Raw genomic sequence first — 26458 nt, forward strand, 5'->3', positions numbered from 1 at the left:
TGATGCCAAACCTTTTCACCGGGCAGCCTGCATGGCTGATCATAATTTGCCTTTTGTTGGCAGGCGGTTATGCCATCGGCCTTTATTTCAGGGATATTAAAAATGAATTTCCGGATTACCTAAAATTAATCCTTGGCGCTGTCCGGTTTGTTTCGGTCTTTCTGATTTCCTTTATGCTGCTTTCCCCATTCATCCGCTCCATTTCAAAAGAAAAAGAAAAACCGCTGATCATCCTTGCTGTCGATGATTCAGAATCTGTCCTGCTGAACGCTGACTCAGCTTACTACAAGGATGCCTTGCTTCGGGATGTTGACCGTTTATCAGCCAGGCTTTCCCAAATAGGGGATGTACGCCAATATCTCTTTGGCGATAAGCTTATCCAGCTTAAACAAGGGGAAGATTTTTCCGGCTCGGTTAAATACGACAAGGCGACGACAGATATTTCAAGACTTATTGCTGAATTGGGCAATTTATATGTCAACCGGAATGTCGGGGCACTGATCATGGCTTCGGACGGCATTTACAATACAGGAGCCAACCCGGTTTACCAGGCTAAAGACTGGCCTTACCCTATTTACACCATTGCTTTGGGAGATACCAGCATCCGGAAGGACCTCATTATTGCAAAAGTCAATTATAACCGCATGGTTTACCTGAACAACAAATTCCCCGTTGAAATAGTTGTCAGGGCCAATGCAGCCAATGGACGACAAAGCCGGATCCGCATCTTTCATGAAAATAATCCTGTCGAATCGAAGGATTTTATAATTGATAAAGATGATTTTACCCAAAGTTTTCAAATTATCCTCGATGCAAAGAAAAGTGGGTTGCAGAAATATGTCATTGTCCTTGACCCTGTGAATGGGGAATTGTCTCAAGCCAATAACAGGAAAGAGATTTTTGTTGAAGTCCTTGACTCAAGGAGCAGAGTCCTGATAATATCCGGTTCCCCTCACCCGGATATATCAGCCCTTAACCAAGCCATAACTTCAAATATGAATTATGAAGTTAAGGAATCGCTTCTGGGCGATTTCACGGGAAACCTTGAGAAATACAGCCTGGTGATCCTTCATCAGCTGCCGTCAGTAAATGAACCTGCGGATGCTTTGCTCCGTTCGATCGAAGAGAAAAAGATTCCGGCACTCTTTATTATCGGCACGCAATCGGATCTTAACAGGTTCAACCAATGGAAATCAGGCCTGATCATTGCAATGGCAGGAAAAGCTGTTTATGAAGAAGCTGTTCCGGTCCTAAACCCCGGTTTTTCTGCTTTTTCCCTTAGTGATGCGACGAAAGCCTGGCTTTCCGATCTGCCCCCCCTGATTTCCCCTTTGGGTGATTACCAGGTTTCCAACGCGTCAAGGGTTTTATTAAATCAGCGTTTGGGAAGCGTTGAAACATCCAGGCCAATGATCCTTTTCAATGAGACCCTTGATGGCCGAACGGGCGTTATTGCAGGAGAAGGGATCTGGAAATGGCGGTTTTACAACTATGCAAAAACCAAAGATCATCAATCATTCAACGAATTGATCAATAAGATCATTCAATTCCTGAGCCTTAAGGACCAGAAAAAGAATTTCAGGATATATAACAAAAGTAATTTCAGGGAAAATGAGCCGGTAATCTTCGATGCGGAAGTGTATAATGAAAGCTATGAACTGACCAATGAGCCGGAAGTTGGGATTACAATCAGGAATGAAGATGCAAAGGAGTTTCCCTATGTTTTTAATAAAGCAGGAAATGCTTACCACCTGGATGCCGGCACTTTCCCTCCCGGCAATTATTCTTACCAGGCAAAGGTCAGCCTTGGAAGTAGCCTTTATAATGCATCCGGCCAGTTTTCCGTTACTGCCATCGACCTTGAAGCCCTGAACACCGTGGCTGACCACCACCTTTTATTCCAACTCGCTGATGGAAGCGGCGGTAAGATGGTTTACCCTTCAGACCTGGACCTGCTGGCTGAAAATATCCTGGCAAGAGAAGATATCAGGCCTGTAACCTATACACGGAAAAAATATGAAGATTTGTTGAATAAAAGGTGGGTGCTGGCACTTATTATAGGCCTCCTTACACTGGAGTGGTTTCTGCGCAAAAGAGCAGGTAGTTACTAAATCGACTGCTGTTGTTTATGGAAAAGATAATTTTTGTCACCATCCTGCTGATCGTTATCCTTGATTTTTTTCTGGAGAGGATACTCGACTTCCTCAATCGTACCTATTGGCGTGATGACCTGCCTGCTGAACTTGAAGGTATCTATGACAGTGAAAATTACCGGAAATCACAGCTCTACCTGAGAACTAACCACAATTTCTCTCAAATAACAGAAACCTTTAATTTTACACTCGTTTTAGGGATGCTCCTGTTTGGTGGTTTTGCTTTCCTTGATCACTATATCCGGCAATTTACAACCAGCCCTATCCCGATGGCGCTGTTATTTTTCGGCATACTAGGATTGATAGCTGATATTCTTGGAACCCCTTTCTCTGTCTATGCGACATTTGTGATCGAAGAGGGCTTCGGTTTTAACAAAACAACGGTTAAAACCTTCATACTTGATAAATTCAAAGGGTGGCTGCTTGCCATTATTCTTGGGGGCGGGTTGTTATCACTGGTGGTTTGGATCTACGGGGCAACCGGGCAGTGGTTCTGGCTGATCGCATGGGGAGTCATCAGTTTTTTCACGGTTTTCATGACCTTGTTTTACTCTAACATCATCGTCCCGCTGTTCAATAAGCAGACGCCGCTCGAATCCGGAGAATTGCGTGATGCCATCGAAGCTTTTGCACTAAAGACAGGCTTTAACCTGAGAAATATCTATGTCATTGATGGCTCGAAGAGGTCGACAAAAGCTAATGCATATTTTACCGGGCTGGGGAGGAAAAAAAGGATAGTATTGTATGATACTTTGATCAAAGACCATTCGACAGAAGAACTGGTAGCGGTCCTTGCCCACGAAATCGGTCACTATAAAAAGAAACACACACTGATTGGGACAGTCACCTCCATCGTGCAAACAGGAATCATGCTGTTCATTCTTTCGAGGTTTCTCGGAAATCCGCATTTATCAGGCGCACTTGGAAGCAGTGAGCCCAGTTTCCACCTTAGCGTGGTGGCCTTCGGAATATTATATACTCCATTGTCGATTATCCTGGGCCTGGCAATGAATGTAGTTTCCCGGAAACATGAATTTGAGGCCGATCGTTTTGCTGCAACCCAATATCATGGAAATAGCCTCCGGGATGCCCTGATCAGATTATCAGTGAACAACCTGAGCAACTTAAGGCCGCACCCGGCTTACGTGTTTTTTTATTATTCCCATCCACCTTTGTTGAAAAGGCTGCAGGCCATTGAGGAAGTCAGATAATTGCAGATCGTGCTTATTCTTCTACAGCATTATCCTTTTCGAAATTATAGATAGAAGCCACCTGCGGTGGAGTAAGGGCTTTATCATAGAATCTGACATCATCAATATTGCCTTTAAAGTAACCACCCCAACCAATGTAGAAGTCGCCTTCAACTGTTGTATAAACTCCGGTCGGAAGATCTGATCCGATTGTAAGGTTGATGTTATCAACAGTCACAGGAATTCCGGGGGTATTGTCCCATGATTGTGCTAATTCTCCATTGATGTAGAAATTCATAAATCCATCTGTGAAACTAACAGCAATATGAGTCCAGGTTTCAGCAGTGATCGCATACGGGTTACTATCCCGGTCATAATAAGTTAGGTTGCCGTTATAAAGTGTCCTAACAGTAAAGAACAGTAACATATTACCCTGAATATTTAATTTCCAGCCATTCCAACGGTTCAATGAAATAATGTAATCATCGTAAGCCTGTCCCTCCATTTTTATCCAAAGGCTGATGGTCATGCTCTGAGGATTTAATGCAGTGGAATAGGGTACTTCTATATTTGAACCCTGGTCAAAATGATAACAGTAATTTGCATTTCCGAAGCGGTCGGCCACTAATTGCGGGGCAGCGCCACCGCCAAAATATGCATGCCCCATTGTTAGTGTTCCATCGTGTCCGTTTGCTGTAGCATCATCTGCATCTCCATTGAACAACCAGTGAGCAACCAAGTTTTCAAGTGCAACACCAGCCTGATGAACTACCACAGAAACACTTCCGGTTGCGTTACCTCCATTTCCGTCACTGACTTTGACATTTATGGAATAAGTCCCGCCTTCATAAGGTGCTGTCCACGTCACGGAAGAGCCAAAACCACTTATCGATCCGCCAGATGGCGTATATAAATAGGTGAGGGCATCTCCATCAGGATCAGAAGCAGTAACTGTGACAGTTGCTACTCCTTCGGATTGAACACTATCAGGGTTGATGATTATTTCCGTTATAATTGGTGCAGCATTATTTATTACCGATAATGTTAGCTCTGTTTTGACGGTATCTCTACTGTCACTGACAGAAATCTCAATGACAAAACTGCCGGGATAATCAGGAGTATTCCAGGTGACAGTAGGACCTGATCCTGTGATTGTTCCTGCTTCCGGAGAATAGTCATAAATCAACTGGTCCCCGTCAGGATCAACAGCATCTACTTGTATGACGGCTGTTGAATTTATTTGTAGCACCTCAGGGGTAATGGTTATCTCATTAATTATTGGTTTTGAATCGACGTAAAATATTTCATAACCAGTAGCTTCTCCGCCATTTCCATCCGATACGACTATATTCAAATTATAAATCCCGGATTCCATTGGTGCGATGATTTGAACATTTGCCCCAAAACCAACAATATTTCCTTCTGAAACGGTATAGGAATAATCCAACTGGTCACCATCCGGATCGGTTGCCAATACCTGAGCATTAATAGTCCCACCCGGACTGACTGCTGTCGAGTCAAGTTCAATACTGCTAATTATTGGAGGTGTATTGTTTTTTTCCTCTTTACAACCAAAACAAACCAGCATTATTGATAATGCTAATATTAAGTATGATGTTTTCATAGCAAATAGGTTCAATTATCATTTCGGTGTAATATACGGACAAATTAGATATAATGTCACATTTTAATTAAAATGCAAAACGCAAAATGCAAAACGCTTCATCTGTATATCCCCTCCGGGGAATTTGATAATTGGTTTATCCTATTCTCCTACAATACCTTAACCGCTACGCGGTATTTGCTTCATTTGGCCAGCCCCAGGGGACAAATTCCAAATCTGTGCTTGCCCGTGGGTCATGGGGTAGTGTTAATCCCCTCCGGGGAATTTGATTATTGGTTTATCCCATTCTCCTACAATACCTGAACCGCTACGCGGTATTTACTTCATTTGGACAGCCCCAGGGGACAAATTCCGAATTTGCACTTACCCATAGGGCACAGAGTCTTGTAGCAATGACAACAAATGCCAGGTTTATACCCCGTTGGGGTTAAACACCTTTTTTTGTTTATCCGGATTTTTTCAAAATATACCCGGTGGGGAAGAAGGGAGTTATTAACAATCTGGGCAAATAGCCTTCAGTCCATCGAAGAAGCAAGGAAACAAACAGACGAAGAATGAAATCCTAGAGATCGCGCTTCCTGATAACCCACAAGGAAATCCCGATGAATAAAGCGGCATAAAGCAGGGCTATGACAATATCCTGGCTATGAAGGCCAGTCTGCAGTTCCACATTGAATTCCGGCGACCTGAACTGGATAAGAGAAGTATTAGGCGTGCGCAGGATATGATTCATGGCATTTACCGGAAGAAAAGGCTGAATGCTTTCAGGCATCTTTTGCTGGATGATCAATTCGAATATTGGATAAACAAAAAGTAACCCGATGGCAAACCCGGTGCGCCTGACCAGGATAGCTACCATCATCGAAAAGAGCAGGAAAGTTAACGTTTCCACAAAATACCCAAGCAGGAAGACCATCTTGGAGAAAAAGGCATGGACACTGATGGTCGATGAATAAATTACGCCAAGGACCGTTCCGGTTAAAAAGATAAGAAGAGTGGCTGCAAAGCTGAATAAGATTGCCAGGTAAACTTTAGAAAGAAGGAAATCTGTCCGGCTCAGCCCGTTGATGATATTGTTCCGGATCGTCAGGAATGAATATTCATTGGTAACCAATACAATCATGATCATGCCCAGGAATATCTTAATAAAAAAGCGCAGTGAAGCTGCCCAGGAAAGATTTTGCCAGATATCCGGAAAATTATAAAGGAACTTCATCAGGAGCTTCACTTCCGGAGTTTTGGACTGCATCGAGAAATAATCGATCAGGCTCGGAAGTCCGTAAGAAAAGAAGACCAGGGAGAGGACGTAGATACCTGTCATCATCCAGAACATCTTGTAGGGAATTATTTTCCGTAGCTCGATCTGCAGCAGTTTCATCATGATTTGTCCAATAATTCGAGGAAATATTTCTCCAGTGATTTTTTTCTCAAGGCCAGATGGGTCAAAACAATTCCTTTATTAAAGAAGAAACTGTTCAATTCCGCCTGGCTTGTCGCAGAGTTCAGCTTGACGATATATTTATCCCCTTCTTCCTGGATATTTTCCACGAAACCGGCCTGTTTCAATGCAAGTTGAAGTCCGGCCATATTATCCGCTGCAAGTTCCACCCACTGGGCATCGTTCAATACTTCATCCACATGCCCGGAAAATAATTTTTTGCCCCTTTCCAGCACAGCCATGTGGGTGCAGGTTTTTTGGACTTCATCGAGTATATGACTTGCCAGGATTATTGTTACACCACGGGATGCCACTGCCAGGATAATATTCCGGATTTCCGCGATACCTCTCGGATCGAGCCCGTTCGTGGGTTCGTCAAGAATGAGCACTTCAGGATTGCCAATCAGCGTTGCTGCAACGGCAAGCCTTTGCTTCATACCAAGGGAATAGGTCTTAAACCGGCTGTCTCTCCTGTCATACAGGTCGACAGTTTTCAAGGCATGGTCGATATCATCACCTGGTAAATCTTTGATTTTAGCCACCATTCGCAGGTTTTGCTTCCCGCTCAGATAAGGATAAAACAGGGGTACTTCCAGTATGGCCCCGATCTTTTTCCGCTGCGCTTTCTCAGGTAGTCCGCCAAACCAGGAGAAAGATCCTGAATCAGGACGTATAACATCCAGTAACGCCCCCAATGTGGTGGTTTTTCCGCTGCCGTTAGGACCGAGAATGCCAAATACCGAACCCCGTTCGATTTCAAGATCAAGATTGTTAACGGCAGTGATGGAACCGTATCGTTTGGTCAAACCCTGGATGGAAAGGACAATATCTTTCAAATAAAAATATATTGTGATCAACAAATGTAAAACGAACTTCAACAGGAATCATTACAGAAATCCAAAAATATTTTTCTACAAACAGGACTTTGTTATCTTTCACCACTGATTACCGGTATAACAGGAATACAGCAGGTTTTTTCTGAATATCAGGCCATTTCATCCGTTTCCATTGCTCAGCAGTACGGGTGATGATCAGTTCATCCGGCATGGTCAGATTTACAGCAATACAAATCTGGGTTTGCGGGCGGCATGTTTCTACTAATGCCTCCATCATTTGCTGGTTACGGTAGGGTGTCTCAATGAAGATCTGGGTCTGATCTTGCTGATAAGCTGAAGTTTCCAATTCCCTGATTTTCAATACTCTTTCTTTTTTATCTATAGGAAGATAGCCGGAGAATGCAAAATTCTGACCATTAAATCCAGAGGCCATCAGAGCCAGGAAGACAGAAGAAGGGCCGGTGAGGGGTACAATTTTTACTCCGTTTTCATGGGCATGGCTTACCAGCAAAGCACCAGGGTCCGCGACACAAGGCAGCCCGGCTTCAGATAACAATCCCATATCTTTGCCTTCAATTGCCGGAGCGAGCAGCGAAGAAACCTCCTGTGGCGTTGTGTGTTCATTAAGGATTTGAAAAGAAAGGTCATCTATTATGATCTCTGGCAGGATTTTCTTCAGAAACCTGCGTGCCGTCCTTAAATCTTCCACCACAAAATGTTGAAGCTTCTCGATGACCCTCAGGTTGATCTCAGGAAGGCTGTTGGATGATGATGTATCCCCTAAAGTTGATGGTATGAGATATAAAGTTCCTTTCATAATCTAACCGGGGTTAACCATGGCAATTTATCAAAGCTGACATTTCCTCCGGAAATGATGATGCCTATTCTTTTTCCCTGGAAATCATCCTGGTTCTCCATAAGAGCGGCCAGGGGAACTGCTGAAGAGGGCTCGATGATGATCTTCATCCTTTCCCATGTCAGTAACATCGCTTGAATAATCGTTTCCTCCGAAACAGTGATGATCTGGTGAACATGATCCAGGATTATCGGGAAGGTAAGCGAGCCTAATGAAGTGAGCAGCCCATCGGCAATGGTTTGCGGGTTTATTGATGGGACAAGCTTGCGCGTTGTGAAAGAACGGAAAGCGTCATCGGCATGGGCTGGCTCAGCGGCGATAACTTTTGTGGAGGGTGAAGTGTAAGATGTCGCCAGGGCTGTGCCACTAAGCAAACCTCCTCCGCCAACCGGGGCCATGATCACATCCAGCGGTCCTGTTTCTTCGAAAAGTTCAAGGGTTGCAGTTGCCTGTCCGGCAATTACCCGGTAATCATTATAGGGGTGAATTTCCGTGGCACCGGTCTGGTTGACGACCTCTTGCAGAGTTTCTTCCCTTGATGTCAGCGAAGGCTTGCAGAAGAAAATCTCACCCCCGTAACCTTTCACGGCTTCTACCTTCACCCGTGCGGCTGTCTCCGGCATGACGATATAAGCTTTGCACCCCCTGATGAGGGCGGCCCTGGCCAGCGCCTGCGCATGGTTCCCGGAGGAATGGGTGGCCACACCTTTCGCAACAGCAGTATCATCGAGTGAGAAAACGGCATTACACGCCCCTCTTGATTTAAAAGCACCTACTTTCTGAAAATTCTCACATTTGAAATAAACCGTTGCACCAAGCATCTGATTTATGCTCTGGCAGGTCATTACAGGGGTCCGGTGGATATATGGCCGGATCCTTGTTGCAGCTGTTTCTATGGTTCTGAGATCGGGGATCATATCCGGATTTATTTAATACGTCGTTCAATGGATAGAATCTCCTGTACCAGCTGATCACATGCCTGATTGAGCATACGATAGGTTTGTTCAAAATGATCTTTTCCGCCATACCAGGGATCGGGTATCTGGCGGTTTTCCCCTGGTGTTACAAGGTTAAGGATAAAATCCACTTTTTGTATATCCTGCTGATCGCGGGCCAGGCTCATCACATCCTCATAATTATTCCGGTCCATTACATAGATCCGGTCAAAACGGTCGAAATCCCTGACTGAAAACATGCGTGCTATATGGTCTGAAAGATCGATGCCATAAGCGGAGGCAACATTTACGGAGCGAGGATCAGCCGGATCGCCGCGGTGAAATAATTCAAATCCCGCAGAATCAGTTTCAGCATTTAGTCCGAGTTTTTCGATCTTATCTTCCATGATCCCTTTAGCCAAAGGTGACCGGCAAATATTGCCAAGGCAAACAAATAATATCTTCATTTGTCAAAAGTAGGAAAAAAGCTAAAATGTGAGTAACGGTCAGGATGGGCTAAACCATCTTGATTTTCTTGTCGAGTTCTTCGACGTAAATACGGAATTGTTTATCGGTATCGATCAGGTTATTGACGGTCCTGCAAGCATGGAGGACAGTGGCATGGTCCTTATTGCCGCAATGGAGGCCAATCGTTGCAAGAGAAGATTTAGTATGCTTTTTGGCGAAATACATCGCCAGTTGCCTGGCCTGAACAATCTCTCTTTTACGCGTTTTGGAATTAATCGAGTCAACTGGCATGTTAAAATAATCGCATACAATTTTCTGTATGAAATCAATAGATATCTCCCTGGATGTGCTTTTCACGAATTTATCGATCATTTGCTTGGCCAGATCTAAGGTTATTGGTTTCTTATTCAGCGATGACTGGGCCATAATTGAGATCAGGGCGCCTTCCAGTTCACGAATATTTGTATTAATGCTATAAGCCAGATATTCAATAACTTCTTCCGGCATTTCGATCCCGTCGTGGTAGAGTTTTTTTTGCAGGATTGCGGTGCGGGTCTCCAGGTCAGGCGGTTGCAAGTCGGCGGCAAGCCCCCATTTGAAACGGGAAAGCAGCCGTGGCTCAATGCCTTTCATTTCAACCGGGGCCTTGTCGGAAGTAAGCACGATCTGTTTACTGCTCTGATGAAGCTGATTGAAGATGTGAAAGAAGACATCCTGTGTTTTTTCTTTTCCCGAGAGGAACTGGATATCATCGACAATCAACACGTCGATCATCTGGTAGAAATGGATAAAGTCATTCTGGTTATTATTCCTTACCGATTCGATATATTGTCCGACAAATTGCTCGGTCGAAACATAAAGTACGGTTTTGTCAGGGAAATTATTTTTGACCTGGATGCCGATGGCATGTCCCAGGTGGGTTTTCCCCAGGCCAACATTTGAATACAGGTATAAAGGATTGAATGCGGTTTTGCCGGGGTTTTCCGCAACGGCAAATCCTGCAGACCTGGCCAGCCTGTTGCAATCACCTTCTATGAAATTTTCAAAAGAATAATTTTCTACCAACTGGGAATTTACCTTGATTTTCTTCAATCCCGGGATCACGAATGGATTCGGAATTTCTTTGGATGATCCCCGGTTCAGATCGATGGGCATGGAAACTGAAGGGTTTGATAAGGATTTATTATTGGATGCCGGGATCTTGATTGACATCGGGTCAGGATTATCATAACTGTTTTCCATCAGGATGCTGTATTCTAACCTTCCTTCTGCTCCCAGTTCTTTTTTGATTGTCTTTTTTAATAAACCCACATAATGCTCTTCTAACCATTCATAAAAAAATTGGCTCGGGACCTGAATGGTCAGGACATTATTTTCCAATTTAATAGGATTAATTGGAAGGAACCATGTTTTGTAACTCTGGTAGTGGATATTATCCTTGATAATCTTCAGGCAATTATCCCATACCTCAGTACAAGTCATTTTCATGCTAAAACCCCCGTTCCGCTTTTTTAATATTTATTCTTTTCATATGTTTTAATTTTCCGCCTGAAAGTCAGGGGACTAATGCTAGGCAAAGTCCCCAAAAAGTTATTTAACAAAAGTGACATTAAAAAAGTTAGAAAAAAAAGTTATTTAATACTTGACAATGATATATTTTTAGCTTATATAGGCAAAGATGAAGCCCATTAATAATTATAGTTAAAGAGTTGATTTTCTTGGTTTTGAGTTTTAGGGTTTTGAGAGGGAAAAAGTACGAAATAATTTCATAAGTGTCAACAAAAATATACTTAAAATCAATTTAAATTACGGTACATTCCAATTTTTCCAAGGATGAAAATTTTCTGATCACAGTTTCCAGGTTCCCTTTCCTGATTTCTAGTAAGATACAGGATTGTCCCGGGGATTCCTGGTGTATGATCCGGAGACCTTCATCTTTGATAACGCGCATGACATCATTCATCTGAAGATAATCATAACGGATTTCGAGCAAGGCTTTCCAGGTTTTTGTGACAATCTTTCCATTTTCGATAGCGTCTCTCGCTGCATTCCGGTATGCCTGAATAAGACCACCGGTGCCCAGCTTCACTCCTCCGAAATACCGGATAATAACAATCAGCACATTGGTTAGCTCAAATGATTGAATTTGCCCGAAGATGGGTTTTCCCGCTGTTCCTGAAGGCTCCCTGTCATCATTATACCTCACTTCATAAGGCTCTTCTCCCAACCGGTAAGCATAGCAGTGATGCCTGGCGTCATGATAGCGCTTACGGAGTTGTTCCAACTGCAGCCTGACCTCATCGACGGAATCAACAGGAATGGCTATTGCAATAAATTTACTTCCTTTCTCCTTGTAAAGGCCTTGCGATACTTCCTGAAGAGTCCGGTACTCATCCATTGATCAACAGTATCTGTTATAAAAGGCGAGATGGCGGTTAGCCATGGCTTCCCAGCTGAAATTCCGGCGGATCAGTATTGAAGCAGCTTTGCTGATCTTATCACGATAGGTTTCATCTTCCAGTAACCTGATCATTGCACCGGCAAATTCATCTTCATTTTTAGGATCGATAAGCAGGCCGTCCTTTTCATGGGTCAGAACGGTTTTAATTCCCCCGAACCGGGAGGCGATAACCGGAATCCCGCTGGCCATCGCTTCCTGCGCAGTCATCCCAAAAGGCTCGAAAATTGAAGGCATTACGAAAAACCGGGCATTTTGATAATAAGATGCCATTAAATTTTCTTCCACATGACCAACGAAGACGATCTTATCTTCAATACACTTCTCCTTCATGATCCGGTGCATCATGTCAAGCACTTCCTGTTCCCTTGGCTGCGGATGGGCAGACCCTCCGCCGGTTACCAGGTATATATCATCGATTTCCTTACAGACCCGGGCAAAAGCATTTAAAAGAAGATCATACCCTTTATTGCTGTCAACCCGGCTCAGGCAAAAAATGTATTTTTCCGGAAGTCCGGTCTTTCGGGGAGGTTCACCGGGAGCAAGCGGTTTGAATTTATGGATGTTTACGCCTGGAGGAATAATTTCTACATTATCTCCCTGGTAATCATACAATTCCCGGAGCTTTTCGAGCTGAAGCAGGGAAGTGACCGTATGGCCCTGCAGGGTATTGAATATGCGTTTTTCTTCCGAAATGCGGTGATTGAAATTATATTGTAATTCCATCTTAAAGTAGTCACCATCCATCCGTTCCCGTTTCCAGGCACCGAGGGAGTGGGCCGTGAAAAAAGCCGGCTTATGGAAAATCTTCTCCAGGTCGATAGTTACGATGCCTGCATCAACATAATGTCCATGGAAAAGATCATAATCCAGGTTGTTTTTTTTGATGAAGGATGTAAGATTTTCAGTCAATTCAGGCAGTAGCTTATAAATTTCTTCCTTGATTACAAATTCCCATGGGCCTGCCGGGATACGGATCACCCTGACATCGGGACAATCCTTCAACGGATTGATCTGTTGGCGGTTGTGATCAAACCAGCGCGTGTAAATATCAACCTTAATACCTTTTCTGGCCAGTGCTTTGGATAATTCCAGCACATACAGCACTTGCCCGCCTGTATCCGTTTCCCCAAGCAGCGGGATGGGGTCAAAATAGCCATGCGTGCTCAGCATGGCAATATGTTTGAAGCTGCTGGTCATCCGGCTTTGATAACTTTAAATTCCTTATTCACGATAATATTTGCCAGAGTTTTATGGCGGTATATAATAAGGTGTTCAATTTCCAGTATTTTTTCCAGGTAGTCATTTTGCTTTTCCCGGTTTCGTTTAAGCCTGTCTGCCCGGGTATCATCCCTGTCACGGTCAATGAAAACGCGGCAGTCTATATGTTCCAGCAGAGTAGTATAGGTCCCGTCAATAATGATAACCTTGAAAGGGTTCAGGTTGATTTTTTCCGAAGTGATCCGGTCTTCGGCAAATATGACCAGTGGTTTTTCTATCTCTGTATTCCCGTTTAAAACTTCCCGGATATTTTCATTCAACTTGTCCAGCCGCACCTCACCGGGCCCGATCAGGTGAATATCTTTCTCCCGCATGCATTCATTGGTTTTGGGAGGATAAACAAAGAAGTCGTCCTGCTGGATAATACGGGCCGCGATGCCTGTTTTTTCTAAAAGATTTTCCAGGGCATAAGATACTTCTGATTTACCCGCACCAGATTCTCCCGCGATGGTGAAAAAGAATTTACCCGGTTTGAAGCGGATAGCCGGCAGCGTCAGGTCAAGAATATCTTGCGCAGCTTGCCTGTGATGCTCACTAATGATCAGAATATCACCCTTCATCAGAAATTATTGGGAAAAAATAATAATAAATGTTCAATCAAAGTTAGAATTTTCTTACCTTATAATCCAAAATAGTCGGGATTAATTTATTCAAGATAGGAAAATGATGCAACTTAAAGTGCTAAGGGATAAGATGGTACAAGAGTTAGTAGCGATCTACCCTGAAAAAGAATGTTATAATCTTGTCAACAGCCTGATCTTTTCGGTCACCGGGATAGAAAAGAAAGAGATCCCCCTTGATCCCGGAAGGATAATTGAAGAAGATATTGAAAACCTACTTTCCCAGGGTTTACATGAGTTGCTCGGGCATAAGCCTGTCCAATATGTAACGGGGATAGCTTACTTTTACGGCCTTGAACTTGCAGTTAATCCTTCCGTGCTGATACCCCGGACTGAAACGGAAGAGCTGGTAAAATGGGTGGCTGATGATCATAAAGATAAAACAGGTTCGAATGTCCTGGATATTGGTACCGGCAGCGGCTGTATTATTCTGGCCCTGGGCAGGCTTTTGAAGCAGCCCCATTTAACGGCTCTCGACATTTCTGAAAATGCTATCAAAACCGCATCAGGGAATGCAGATAGATCTGGTATCAGGGTGGACTTCAAAAAGATTAATATCCTGGATGAGAGCGAATGGGATGAATTGGGGATTTACGACCTGATCGTGAGTAACCCGCCTTATGTCAGGGAATCCGAAAAAAGCCTGATGCAGTCTAATGTTCTGGATTTTGAACCGTCACAGGCACTTTTCGTCCCTGATGATGACCCCCTGCTTTTCTACCGGGCGATTGCCGGATTCTCAAGGCAGCATCTGTCCGGAAACGGGAAGCTTTACCTGGAGATCAATGAAAATCTTGGTAAAGAGGCCGTCTTTCTTTTAAAAAATGAAGGATATGCTGAAATCTTCCTGAAAAAGGATATGCAGGAAAAAGACCGGATGATAAGGTGTTGTTTACTGGCTGAATAAGCTGAATACAGGGACTTACTAATATGGTGAAATCAACCGGAAGACGGGGGTTTCAGGGTTCAGGATTCTCATTAATTCCTGGTAGTTAACGAAAATGTCAATCGGCCCCAATGCAAAGGGAGCTATTTCATACTGGTTGTAATAAAAGCCTATGCCATCCTTGGTGATATAAAAATTAGGCCCGGCATCGATAAATTCGCTGAAAAAGCCTGCTTCCACAAGGCTCTGATTCCGTTCGAGATTGTACTTTTTGCGGGCGGCAAAATTGATGATGTCCCTGAGGTCATTATCATAATCTTTCCGGAAAATTTCACCCAGGCTGATCTGATGCCCGTCCTTCAGATCGATCACCCGGAATTTTGATACGGAAAGGCCATGCGCCCCGCCTGTAAAACCATAATTATAACATTCTATTGATAATATTTCATGCTCATTATGAAGGATCCTCATCTCCTTGATTTTCTTCCAGTCGAAAGATGCGGCGCCTTCCTGGTAAATATCCGCATTGCTGGTTTTATAATTTGTGAAGTATTGTTCACGGGTCTCATTGAACAGGATTGCCGGATCAGCACCCAGGGATTCTTTTTCGAAAAAGTCTTCATAGACAAAAGCTGTTACTGAGTCAGCAACATGATCTACCGGGTAATCGACCGGTAATAACAGGCTCAGGTTCAAAGATGCAACAGGCGAATTTGCCTTTCCAGTCAGTAAAGTCTTGTCATTCATGTATACGACGCGGAATGCCATCGTTCCTAATGGATAAGTTTCTGTGGCTGTGAACGGAAGCTGTTTTTTCCCGTCGGCATTGATCCACTTACCCGAAATAATCCCGTCTTTCAAAGTACCTTTGAAGATGGCACCTTTAACTTCAGGATCAAACTCGCTGAATTCAAAATCGTTCGAAGAACTTATTTGTCCATAGACCGGCATCGACTTTCCATAATGGGTCCAGGCGTCATCACCAGATTTATCATCAAAAAAATAATAGTAATAACCCCCGAGCTTTTCACCTGTAACGACCATATCAAGAACAATATTGATGTTGTTCCCGACTTTACCTTCCAGGTGTTTATAAAATGCAGTCTGTGCGTAGCAGGTTATGACCGCGAGAAAAGCCGTAATAAAAGATATAATGCCTCTGATCATAAGTTTAATGGTTTGGATCAGGGTCAAAATTAAGCATTGAAAAGAGAACAATTGCTGAAACCAAATTGATTTTATCCTTGAATTATCAACATAATATTGATGGCAATTAAATAATATAGAGATAGATAAGTAAAAATTAAAAATGCCACTAAAATACCAAATCACCAATTATCACCAAAAGGTTATAATCAAACAAATAACTTTCGTGGGTTTTGGTGTTTTAGTGCTTTGGTGGCAAAAAATGCAATTTTCGGAATTAATCAAATAATGAGAAAAACTAAGGCGATATGCCGAATTTATAAATGGTTTCAGACTGGAAAGTTTCACCAGGGCGCAAAATAGTACTTGGAAAGCCCGGCTGATTTGGAGAATCAGGAAAGTGCTGTGTTTCGAGGCACAACCCATAGTGTTTGAAATAGGGCTTACCGTTTTTACCGGTGATAGTGCCATCAAGGAAATTGCCGCCATAGAACTGCATGCCTGGCTGAGTGGTGTAAACCTCCATCCATCTGCCGGTAGATGATTCTTTGAGAATCGCGGCCTTAACCAGTGATCCGTCAGTATTAAGGGCAAAATTATGGTCATAGCCACCTTCGACCTGTGGCATATCCCGGCCGATAAGCTTTGGCTGCCGGAAATCCATCGGTGTGCCGGTTACCGGCCTTAATTCCCCGGTAGGCAAAAGCTGATCATTGACAACATTATAACGGTCAGCATGGATCATCAGTTCATGATCCAGGATGTCGCCATTTCCGGCCCCTTTAAGGTTAAAATATCCATGATGGGTAAGGTTGACCGGGGTTGGCCTGTCGGTTTCAGCAAAGTACAGGATTTTAAGTTCCCGGTCCTGGGTGAGCATATAAATGACCCTGACCTTCAGCTCACCGGGGTATCCTTCTTCACCGCCGGGGCTGACGTAAGTCAGTTCAACGCCGGCCTCATCACCCTGAACGATTTCGCGGGCTTCCCATACTTTTTTATCAAACCCGCTGATCCCGCCATGCAAATGATTATCGCCGATATTTTTAGCCAATTGGTATGTTTTTCCATCCAGTTCGAATTTTGCTCCGGCAATACGGTTGGCACATCGCCCCACGATGCAGCCGAAGTAAGGATGACCGTTCAGGTAGCCCTGCAGGCTGTCAAAGCCAAGTACGACATCTCCCGGGTTCCCGTTACGGTCAGGCACGAACAATGAAGTGACAATTCCCCCATAATTCGTTATCTGAGCTTTTGTTCCATCGTTTGCAGTCAGGGTAAAAAGGAACACATCTTTTCCTTCAACTTTACCATAATTTGATTTTGTGATTTTAATCATGGGAACATTTTTTTGAACAGGTTCATTACTCTTATTAACAGGAGCTCCACAGCTGATGAACAAATAAACAGGAAATGTAATACTTAGTATTATCGCCAGATTTCTAAATGTTTTCATGGCTTATGATTTTGCAGTAAATTTAAAACTTTAATTTCCAAAAAAATGACATGTTAATCATTTTCATTTTGTGTAAAATATATATCATTAAATTTACCTTTGAAATCCTGGCAAATTAAGTGGCTTTGGAGAACTAAAACCTTATAAACGAGTGTATTATTTAAATTAAAGTATATGACAAACAGCTTTAATCTCGCATGGATCGATTACACGGTCATGATCATCTACTTCCTTTTCGTGCTCGGCATAGGTTGGGCCCTGAAAAAGTACATGAAGGACGCAAAGTCTTTTCTGGAGGCAGGGCGTTCTATGCCTGCCTGGGTGGCAGGTCTTGCATTTATTTCCACAAACCTTGGCGCTCTCGAAGTGATGGGGATGACGGGTTCCGGGGTTAAATACGGGATGCTCACAACGCATTTTTACTGGGTCGGAGCCATACCTGCCATGGTTTTTCTTGCCCTGTTCATGATGCCGTTCTATTACGGCTCCAAGGCCAGATCGGTGCCGGAATACCTTAAGTTAAGGTTTGACGAGAAAACCCGCGGGTTAAATGCCATCCTGTTTGCCGTGATGACGATCCTGGCTTCCGGAATTTCCATGTATGCACTTGCTATTCTTATGGAGAAAGTGCTCGGATGGAATTTCCACATGAGCCTGGTCTTATCAGCAGCCGTCGTGTTGGGGTATACCTATTTGGGCGGGCTTTCGTCAGCCATTTACAACGAAGTGCTCCAGTTCTTCATTATAGTGCTGGGATTGCTGCCGGTTGTTTTCCTGAGTATGAAGGATGTCGGCGGTTGGTCGGGATTACAGGACCAACTGGCACCGATAGTAACAGCTAAAGGGTTTGCGGCTGACACCTGGACCACTACCTGGAAGTATACCGGGACAGCCATTGCTAACCCTATGGGGGTTGAATGGTACAGCATCTTTGCCGGCCTGGGCTTTGTGCTGTCATTTGGTTATTGGTGCACCAACTTCCTCATTGTCCAGCGTGCCATGTCGGCTCATTCCACTGTTGCAGCCCGCAACACCCCCCTGATCGGAGCTTTCCCGAAGATGTTCGTGCCATTCCTTATCATTTTGCCGGGTATTGTGGCATTGGTGCTTTTAAATACGCCGGGAAAAGGGTTCTCATTACCTTTAAATGAAGCCGGACAACCGATTTATGATTACACGATCATCATGCTGCTCAAGCAATATCTTCCCGCCGGTGTGCTGGGACTTGGGATTACTGCCTTGCTGGCCTCCTTCATGTCGGGAATGGCAGGCAACGTATCGGCCTTTAATACAGTTTGGACCTATGATATTTACCAGAGCTATATTCGCCCGTTAACCGGAAATAAAGCTGCCGATGAAAAGCATTACCTGGGTGTCGGACGTTTAGCCACCATTTTTGGCGTTATTGTCAGTATAGCCGCTGCTTACCTGGCGAGCCTCTTCGGCAACATCATGGATTTTGTGCAAACGATCTTCTCTATGATCAATGCACCGCTGTTTGCCGTTATCTTCCTGGGGATGTTCTGGAAACGCACTACCGGTCATGCCGCTTTCGCAGGACTGCTGGCCGGCTTCCTGATCGCCCTGCTTCACCACGGGTTGACCTTTCCTGCAGGGGCGGATACTCTTGTTAAAGGGGGATGGATCGCGCATGTTCACGCCTATCCCGTTGAAATGGCGCAGAACTTCTGGACTGCAATATTCGCCTGTGCCACCAGCTCAATAGTTGCTGTTGGCTTATCACTGGTCACCGTGCAAAAGAAATCCAATACCGAGCTTAAAGGCCTTGTATATTCACTGACCCCGAAGCTCCAGGAAGAGGTGGTCCCCTGGTACCAGCGTTCCACCACCCTGGCCATAGCAGTGCTGGCTATTGCTACGTTGCTGACAATATTGTTCTGGTAATGATAGAAAAAGATCTAAGATTTACAGTTTTAGATCTAAGATCTTAAATCGTAATTTGTAAATTGTAAATTAAGTAAAAATGGGTATAGATATAAAACTTCCGATTGGCCTGATGTTCTCCATCCTGGGATTGTTATTATCCATATATGGGTTGATAACTGCCGGTAATCAGGCTATGTACGAAAAATCCCTGCATGTCAATATAAACCTCTGGATCGGATTGACCATGCTTGTATTTGGAGGGATCATGCTGCTGTTAGCCTATAAAGGGAGGAAAAAGGAAGAGCATTGATTGGACGATTGGACGATTGGACGATTGGACGATGTTGCGTCGTCCGGATTTAGCTGGAAAATAAATTAATAGGTATAGGCGCTTAGGCATCCCGCTTTTTGATACCTTTGAGCCATGGAAACAAGAGAAATTTTCAGCGGTGTGAACTCAATCAAATTTAATCAACGGTTTAAAACAGATGAAGATTGTTACTCTTACATAGCAGCAATCAAATGGGAAAAGGGTTATAGTTGCAGGAAGTGTGGTCACCTAAAATATATTCCTGGGAAGAAACCATTTTCAAGACGCTGTTCAAAATGTAAATATGATGAAAGCCCCACAGCAGGAACAATGTTTGATAAAACCAAGTTTTCATTATTAATCGCGTTCCACATTGTTTTTAAAATTGTGACAAAGAAAAAAGGGATGTCGTCATTAGAATTAAGTCATGAATTTGAGTTAAGGCAAAAGACTTGCTGGGAGTTTAAATGGAAGATACAGCAAGCGATGCAAAGTAGTTTAATGTATCCACTTCAAGGTGAAGTTCATGTAGATGAATTATGGATCGGGGGGCCTGAGCAAATAAAAAGAGGTCGGAGTATAGGATCCAAAAAACTCGTTGTTTTAGCTTTAGAAAAATTATCTGATGGGGTTGGACGTGCCTATGCACAAGTAATAGAACATGCATCAGCAAAAGAATTCAGAGGATTTTTCGATAACCATATTTCAAAGAGCGCAAAAATACTAACCGATGAATGGAAAGGATACAGTCCATTAAAAAAGGAGTATCCAGGTCTTGAACAACGGAAATCAGAAGATGGTAATTCTTTTATTGACCTGCATGTTCATATCATGAATTTAAAAGGTTGGTTGAGAGGAATACACCATCATTGCAGTAAAGAAAGATTACAAGGTTATCTGGATGAATACCATTATAGATACAACAGAAGAAATAATATGGACACAATCTTCGATTTGCTCCTTAAAAAGATGGTTATAAATGAACCGATTCGTTTGTCTATGAGTATTTCGGAGGGATAACTAAGCGCCTATACCTATAAATTAAATTTGGAAGGTTCAGTCGTTTGAACAGGATCTTGTGATTTCTCCATCTTGGATCTTCTGTAGAATGATTTTTCGCATTTCCGATTTTACTTCTTCTTTGACCGGGATATGTCCGGCTTTCACTTTGCATAAATAAACCCTTGATTCATAAGGTAAAGGAGAAATTGTTTCGCAAAATTCGTCTTGATTGCTTTTCAAGCAAAGTTCCACTTGTTTTTTATCAGGGGGGATGGTAAGAAAATAATAGCTGTTTCGCATAAGTTTGCACATGTATTCGCCATCCACATAAACTTCCATAGTTGCATCAGCTTTCAGGTATCTTGAAAGATACAAAAGCATCCTGGAATTCATCTCTTTGTAAACTAAAAAATTAATTGGAAGTACCAGCCCGCTATTCAAATCAAGCTGACATTCAATGGTATGTGCTTTTTCCATTGTTGCGGATGGTATTATCATAACTCCAAAAGCTGCGCCTATGATACCACCGAAAATCCCTGCTGCGATTACGGGTGAAAGGTCTTCAAAACTGGGACCTTCCTTTAGTGCCTTTGCCCTGAAGTATCCATTATGCTGATAAAGCGGGTAATAATGATCATTTAATCGTATATAGAACAGCTTGCCATCCGAAATACCCCAGATATTTTCGATCTTGTTGTCATCCTGGGTCCACCGGGCATCAGCCATTGCAGGTAAATCACCTTTCCCGGGAATGTATTCCATGTTGAATGACTTTGTCGTATCGACCTGATAATCAAGAAAATCAGAAAATGTATTAAAAATCCCCCTGATTGTATCCTGAACTTGCTCAATATTAAATCTTTGTAGCCCAAGGCTATTGGTCGCAAGTTGGTTTTCATCAATTGGCCTGTTTTCAAGATTTCCTTTTTTATAATGCTCAATAAAATCATTAAAGCAATACGCAATAGCCTCGGCAATATTATGCACGGATGAACCTGAATTACTCAACCCGGCATTATCAGTTGAAGCGAAGCCCTGGAAGATTTCATAATATTTTCCATCACAGCATGTAATAAATGAAATATTGATTTCCACAATGTTAAAAGCCGCATCAGATAGTTTATATTCCGAAAGAAGAAATTTATTTATGCGGATAATAATTGGGATGCTATTGTCTTCTTTCGCCAGACTGCGTGAACAGAGATCCTGCAATTCTTCGCAAAACGGTCTTTCAAAATATGCAGCAGTTTGCCTGGAATCCAATCCCCTGAGAACAAATCCGATGCACTCATTCTGGTTCCTGGCATCAAGCACTGAATCGACAAAGAAATTATTGCTGTAAAGGTGAAGGCGTTGTTTATCCAGACTAAGGTATGTTACCTGGGAATTTACATTCGGAATACTTGATATCAAGATCAGGATTGTTACAAGCCGGATCAATAAAGGATTTGAACCTTTTTCCTCCTGTATTTCAATGGCGAAGAGTTCTATGTTGCTTTCAGTTATTTTGGTCATACTGAATAGAATATATCCTTCTGCCAATTTACGGGATTATTCGCAATATATTCTGAAATTGACAGGAAAGATTTGTTATCCCGGATTATATGATCATAATAATTGCGCTGCCAGACCGGTTCACCTGGCGATTTCCGTAAAATATTGATTTGTTTGGTAACGGATAATTTATATCCGGCAATGCGCCGATGGATTTTGGTTTGGGACCGGTAGGGGCGACCGGTGTTGTTTGGGTTTCCGGTGCCGTAGGGGCGACCGGTGTTGTTTGGGTTTCCGGTGCCGTAGGGGCGACCGGTGTTGTTTGGGTTTCCGGTGCCGTAGGGGCGACCGGCCGGTCGCCCCTACAGACATGACCAAACAATAATTCCCGGTTTTTAACGCAGATGGTGATGAAATAGGCTCCCTGGCGGGAATAATCATACCCCCGGAGCCTGATGGATTGCCGGTGATGGAGTTCCTGGTTAAATTTTATTATCTTCATGCCATGGGTGCCTTCTTCATTACTCCATAGATTATTCTCCTGACTTGCTTAACATGCCCCTTGATAAGAATATATTTCCATTCAGGTTGTACTCGTTCTAAATCCTATCGCCTTGATTATTTTCAAGCGTTCCACTTTGGAACCTTAAATATAGCGAATAACTTTATGTTGGAAGATTAAAAAAGGGGATAAATTCAATTATTATTCCGGCTTAATAAACTCATACGCACCAATATCCGGAAGGTCCTCAGGACGGTTGGTCTCTATAATATCACGGTGCAGGTCGAAAAATGACTGCCTGATAACCTCGGGATTTCCTTTGTCAATAAGAGGGGAGAGGGTATCAAGCTGGTAATTGTTCTCCAGGTAGTTGAAAAACAGGGGATCTTCATTTACCAGGCAACCGGGATAATGTCCCGGATCGGAAACATCCAGCGTAGTTCTGAGAAGGCAATGGTCAAACTGGTATTGGAAAGGAGCACCGGTATCACCTAACAGCAATAATTCGTCATCATTTCTCCCATAAAAAATATTATTGCCAAAATATCCCTGGAATTCAAACCATAGGTAGGGAATATCATTCGTGTCGGTAGCATAATTATTCAGGACAATGGATGGGGTTACCCTTACTGAAGCAGACCAGTAATTAGCGAAAGTACACTGGCGGATATCGTAAATCCCACCCCAGGTAAAAGCGGCCAGGTATTGACTGCAATTCACCACGACATTATTGTAAGCGGTAAGGTTATAAAACCGTGTCAGGATGCCGTAGCCTGTCATGTTCTCGATGCGTGTGTTTGAAAGGATAAGCTGGTTGCCCATCTGCTCCTGTATAGTTTCAAGCTGCAGGCCAATAAAGCCGTTACGGATAATGGCATATTCAATCTCGTTATTCACGCTGCCTTCATTGATCCAGATACGGTCCCACTGCCCGGGCATATCCTGGTAGAAACTCTCCAGCCGGTCGCCCTGGAAAATGATCGGTGCATCAACACTGCCTTTGGCTTTTATGTTGCCCCCTTTGTAAATCCATAATCCCGAATTATTATGAAAATATACCCTGGTTCCCCGTTCAATTTCGAGCGATCCGGTGGAATCCACTACGGCAAAACCGTAAATCACGTATGGCTTGTCGGCTGTCCAGCGGGCTGTTTCATTCTCATGGGCTATGATCTTGAATTTAGGGTATCCGGGGATATAGGTATCTGCAAGAATGTAGTTTGCGTTCTGCCCCCATGCAACCAGGTTGACATCCTGGATATTGCCATTAGTTTCGAACACGATGGAATCGCTTATCACAAAAGGATTTCTTTCATCAGTTGGGTCAATGGTCACCCGGCAAAATATGTAAAGACTGTCTTCTCCGTCAATATCAATGTCTTTAACTTCATTAGCTGCCTGTCCGTCGACATTCATCCGGTAGAAGGAGGAAGTTCCGCCGGCCAGGCGGATCGAAGTGATACTGATCCGCTGTTTTCCTTTATTATGAACAGTAAAGGATTGAATAGTGGAGCCGAGGCTGGTGAAAACCGTATCAAAAAAAACAGTGTCCTGTGAAAAATTCAGCTTGACGCCCGGGTCATTGTCAACAGGGTCTTTTTGGCAGGAAAATAACAGCAGCAAAATGATAAGGCTTATCCCCCCGGAAAACACATTATAAGAAAGGTAGCTCTTTTCCTTAATCATCAGGCCCATTTTGCCGGCAAATTTAACTAATCTCCCAGTAATTACGTTTCCGGGCTGAATTTATTGCTTCGATCCATTTTTTCCGCGATGGATAATAATTGGCTAAATTTGCGGTTTATTACAAAAACTAAACCTATGGGGATGTTTTGCAGGTTTATACTAGCCGCATTCAGTCTGATCATTTTATCGTCCTTAAACCTGACGGCGCAGGATACCATAAAGGCTCCTCCTAAACAGAAGAACCATAGTATCCTGGACCGTATCGATTTTGGCGGTTACCTGGGCGCCCAGTTTGGAACTATTACTGTCATCGACGTTTCGCCATTGGCCAGCTACCGGATTACAGAATCTTTTCATGCTGGTGTGGGATTTACCTACCTGTATTTTAAAGATAGCAGATACTCCCCGGATTACAGCGCCAGTTCCTATGGTGGCAGCATATTTGCCCGTTATTTTATCTGGCGCGATTTGTTTGCACATCTTGAATATGCACCGCTTTATGTGACTTACTATGATTATTATGATAATGGCTCGGGAGGTTATTACCGGGTGAAAAGTGCCACATGGGTGCACGATTTTATGGTTGGCGGCGGATACAGGCAGTGGATTGGTGAGAGAGCCTTTATGAGTCTTATGGTACTGTTTAATGTTAATGAAAGCTTTTACTCACCCTACAGAAATCCGATAATCCGGATTGGATTCGGAGTCGGACTATAGGAATTTAGCATTTAAAATTTAAAATTATTGCTGTCTGGCTATTTTCTGCAGTAAATCCAGCGTAAGTATCCAGAACTTCTCGACGGTGCTGATTTCGAGCCTTTCGCTGGGAGAGTGAACGCCCCTCATGGTCGGGCCGTAACTGATCATATCCATCCCGGGATATTTATCTCCGATCAATCCGCATTCCAGTCCTGCATGGATGGCCCTGACGACCGGCTTTTGACCGAATAGCGTTTCGTACGAATGAACACACAATTCCAACACTTTGGAATTTGGATTTGGCGCCCAGCCGGGATACCCGTTGGATTGTTCAATTCGCGCACCGGTAAGATTAAAAACGGCCGATACCATGTTGCAGATATCTTCTTTGGCTGATTCTATGGAGCTGCGCTGGCTGGTGGAAATCCTGAATAAGCCGTTCTGCATTTTCACAGATGCCAGGTTGGTTGATGTTTCAACAAAGTTGGGAATATCCTGCGACCAGGCGATAACGCCATGCGGGCAGGCATACAGGGAGTTCAGCAAATGATCCTGGGTTATTTTATCCAGAACAAAACCGGGTGTTTCAGATTCTTCCACATCGATCTTCAGGTCTGGTTCAGAGACCCGGAATTCAAATCTTAAATCTTTTAAATAAACCTCAGTGTAGGATTTAACAGGCTGGATCTTATCAGCCGGAACGAGGAAAATGGCGAATGCTTCCCGTGCGATGGCATTCCGCAGGTTTCCTCCTTCAAAGGAAGAAACTCGGATTCCATATTTCCTGGCAGTTTCCCACAAAAAGCGGTTCAGGATTTTATTGGCATTTCCCCTGTTTCGATGAATATCGTCGCCGGAATGGCCTCCCTGAAGCCCTGAAACTTTCATCCTGAAGGATTTATATCCTTGCGGGACCGGATCTTTCTTCAACGGCATTTCTATAACGGTATCACGGCCTCCGGCACACCCGATAAAGAATTCGCCATCATCTTCCGAATCCAGGTTCAAAAGGATCCGGCTTTTTAAAACATTGGGATCAAGGCCGAATGCACCGGTTAAACCCGTTTCTTCATCGATGGTAAAAAGGCACTCCAGCGGGCCGTGCTTGATGTCTTTTGCTTCGAGCAGGGCCAGCATGGTTGCCACGGCAATGCCATTATCAGCGCCTAGTGTGGTGCCCCGGGCCTTCAGCCATCCATCTTCTATATAGGTTTGGATCGGATCTTTATCGAAATCATGCATCACATCGGCATCTTTTTCACAAACCATATCGACATGCCCTTGCAGGCAGACAGAAGGGGCCTTTTCCAAACCGGGGCTGGATGGTTTCCTGATTATAATATTACCGACACTGTCAGTAGTAGACTCCAGTTTATGTTCTTTTCCGAAATTCACCAGGTAGCTGATAATCTTTTCCTCCTTTTTGGACGGACGGGGAATTTTCAGCACTTCAGAAAAATAAAACCAGAGTCTTTCCGGTTGTAAGGAAAGTATAGATTGATTCATAATTGAGTTGATTTTTGGTTATAGC

Annotated in this window: 23 protein-coding genes; 7 read left to right on the top strand and 16 right to left on the bottom strand. The window is 43.5% G+C overall.

Features of this window, described 5'->3' with window-relative positions; genetic code table 11:
• Positions 1-2: 2 nt before the first annotated feature.
• Both M0Q51_04625 and M0Q51_04630 read left to right on the top strand, forming a co-directional pair.
• A complete protein-coding gene (locus tag M0Q51_04625; protein MCK9399260.1) occupies positions 3-2111 on the top strand; it encodes a hypothetical protein in 2109 nt (702 codons plus the stop codon).
• Between the two features lie 17 nt (positions 2112-2128).
• Entirely contained in the window at positions 2129-3364 is a 1236-nt protein-coding gene (locus M0Q51_04630; protein MCK9399261.1) for a M48 family metallopeptidase, read from the top strand.
• Positions 3365-3377: 13 nt separating this feature from the next.
• On the opposite strand, the gene M0Q51_04635 is transcribed toward M0Q51_04630, so the two are convergent.
• The 10 genes from M0Q51_04635 to M0Q51_04680 all read right to left on the bottom strand — a co-directional run bounded on the left by M0Q51_04635 (position 3378) and on the right by M0Q51_04680 (position 13799).
• Complete coding sequence (locus M0Q51_04635; GenBank protein MCK9399262.1) at positions 3378-4967, bottom strand: Ig-like domain-containing protein; 1590 nt, start codon at positions 4965-4967, stop codon at positions 3378-3380.
• Between the two features lie 562 nt (positions 4968-5529).
• Complete coding sequence (locus M0Q51_04640; GenBank protein MCK9399263.1) at positions 5530-6348, bottom strand: ABC transporter permease; 819 nt, start codon at positions 6346-6348, stop codon at positions 5530-5532.
• Positions 6345-7241: an ABC transporter ATP-binding protein gene (locus M0Q51_04645; GenBank protein MCK9399264.1), complete on the bottom strand. Its 897-nt coding sequence runs from the start codon at positions 7239-7241 to the stop codon at positions 6345-6347. Before M0Q51_04645 ends, M0Q51_04640 begins: the two co-directional genes overlap by 4 nt.
• Positions 7242-7350: 109 nt before the next feature.
• Positions 7351-8058, bottom strand: a complete 708-nt coding sequence (locus M0Q51_04650) for an SAM-dependent methyltransferase (protein ID MCK9399265.1) — start codon at positions 8056-8058, stop codon at positions 7351-7353.
• Complete coding sequence (locus M0Q51_04655) at positions 8055-9014, bottom strand: pyridoxal-phosphate dependent enzyme (protein ID MCK9399266.1); 960 nt, start codon at positions 9012-9014, stop codon at positions 8055-8057. The genes M0Q51_04650 and M0Q51_04655 overlap by 4 nt, the downstream gene beginning before the upstream one ends.
• Positions 9015-9022: 8 nt before the next feature.
• The gene (locus M0Q51_04660; GenBank protein ID MCK9399267.1) at positions 9023-9499 is read right to left on the bottom strand and encodes a low molecular weight phosphotyrosine protein phosphatase; all 477 of its coding nucleotides are present in this window, start codon (positions 9497-9499) and stop codon (positions 9023-9025) included.
• 49 nt (positions 9500-9548) lie between these two features.
• Positions 9549-10988: a chromosomal replication initiator protein DnaA gene (dnaA, locus tag M0Q51_04665; protein MCK9399268.1), complete on the bottom strand. Its 1440-nt coding sequence runs from the start codon at positions 10986-10988 to the stop codon at positions 9549-9551.
• Between the two features lie 313 nt (positions 10989-11301).
• Positions 11302-11898, bottom strand: coding sequence for a YigZ family protein (locus M0Q51_04670; GenBank protein MCK9399269.1), 597 nt, complete (start codon positions 11896-11898; stop codon positions 11302-11304).
• 3 nt (positions 11899-11901) lie between these two features.
• Entirely contained in the window at positions 11902-13158 is a 1257-nt protein-coding gene (locus tag M0Q51_04675; GenBank protein ID MCK9399270.1) for a glycosyltransferase, read from the bottom strand.
• On the bottom strand, positions 13155-13799 hold the full coding sequence (locus M0Q51_04680; protein ID MCK9399271.1) for a hypothetical protein: 645 nt from the start codon (positions 13797-13799) through the stop codon (positions 13155-13157). Before M0Q51_04680 ends, M0Q51_04675 begins: the two co-directional genes overlap by 4 nt.
• A gap of 103 nt (positions 13800-13902) precedes the next feature.
• On the opposite strand from M0Q51_04680, the gene prmC reads away from it, so the two are divergent.
• Positions 13903-14766, top strand: a complete 864-nt coding sequence (gene prmC / locus M0Q51_04685) for a peptide chain release factor N(5)-glutamine methyltransferase (GenBank protein ID MCK9399272.1) — start codon at positions 13903-13905, stop codon at positions 14764-14766.
• Between the two features lie 18 nt (positions 14767-14784).
• Here prmC and M0Q51_04690 read toward each other — a convergent pair whose 3' ends face one another.
• Positions 14785-15912, bottom strand: a complete 1128-nt coding sequence (locus M0Q51_04690; GenBank protein MCK9399273.1) for a DUF3298 and DUF4163 domain-containing protein — start codon at positions 15910-15912, stop codon at positions 14785-14787.
• Between the two features lie 277 nt (positions 15913-16189).
• Positions 16190-17347 (bottom strand): galactose mutarotase, encoded by a 1158-nt coding sequence (locus M0Q51_04695; GenBank protein MCK9399274.1) that lies wholly within the window; start codon positions 17345-17347, stop codon positions 16190-16192.
• A gap of 174 nt (positions 17348-17521) precedes the next feature.
• Here M0Q51_04695 and M0Q51_04700 point away from each other — a divergent pair, with 174 nt between their 5' ends.
• The 3 genes from M0Q51_04700 to M0Q51_04710 all read left to right on the top strand — a co-directional run bounded on the left by M0Q51_04700 (position 17522) and on the right by M0Q51_04710 (position 20564).
• Positions 17522-19252 (top strand): sodium:solute symporter family protein, encoded by a 1731-nt coding sequence (locus M0Q51_04700; GenBank protein ID MCK9399275.1) that lies wholly within the window; start codon positions 17522-17524, stop codon positions 19250-19252.
• Positions 19253-19331: 79 nt separating this feature from the next.
• Positions 19332-19544, top strand: coding sequence for a hypothetical protein (locus tag M0Q51_04705; GenBank protein MCK9399276.1), 213 nt, complete (start codon positions 19332-19334; stop codon positions 19542-19544).
• Between the two features lie 114 nt (positions 19545-19658).
• Positions 19659-20564 (top strand): IS1595 family transposase, encoded by a 906-nt coding sequence (locus M0Q51_04710; protein MCK9399277.1) that lies wholly within the window; start codon positions 19659-19661, stop codon positions 20562-20564.
• A 36-nt stretch (positions 20565-20600) separates the two neighbouring features.
• Here M0Q51_04710 and M0Q51_04715 read toward each other — a convergent pair whose 3' ends face one another.
• From M0Q51_04715 to M0Q51_04725, 3 genes are all read right to left on the bottom strand, one after another.
• Positions 20601-22061 (bottom strand): hypothetical protein, encoded by a 1461-nt coding sequence (locus M0Q51_04715; protein MCK9399278.1) that lies wholly within the window; start codon positions 22059-22061, stop codon positions 20601-20603.
• An 85-nt stretch (positions 22062-22146) separates the two neighbouring features.
• Positions 22147-22542 carry a hypothetical protein gene (locus M0Q51_04720; protein MCK9399279.1) on the bottom strand — a complete coding sequence of 132 codons (396 nt, stop codon included), beginning with the start codon at positions 22540-22542 and terminating at the stop codon, positions 22147-22149.
• Between the two features lie 201 nt (positions 22543-22743).
• A complete protein-coding gene (locus tag M0Q51_04725; protein MCK9399280.1) occupies positions 22744-24237 on the bottom strand; it encodes a hypothetical protein in 1494 nt (497 codons plus the stop codon).
• 132 nt (positions 24238-24369) lie between these two features.
• Between M0Q51_04725 and M0Q51_04730 the strand changes: the two genes are divergently transcribed.
• A complete protein-coding gene (locus tag M0Q51_04730; protein ID MCK9399281.1) occupies positions 24370-24945 on the top strand; it encodes a hypothetical protein in 576 nt (191 codons plus the stop codon).
• A 24-nt stretch (positions 24946-24969) separates the two neighbouring features.
• On the opposite strand, the gene M0Q51_04735 is transcribed toward M0Q51_04730, so the two are convergent.
• Complete coding sequence (locus M0Q51_04735; GenBank protein ID MCK9399282.1) at positions 24970-26433, bottom strand: aminoacyl-histidine dipeptidase; 1464 nt, start codon at positions 26431-26433, stop codon at positions 24970-24972.
• Positions 26434-26458 lie beyond the last annotated feature (25 nt).

It is taken from the genome of Bacteroidales bacterium, assembly GCA_023229505.1.
GTDB lineage: Bacteria > Bacteroidota > Bacteroidia > Bacteroidales > JAGOPY01 > JAGOPY01.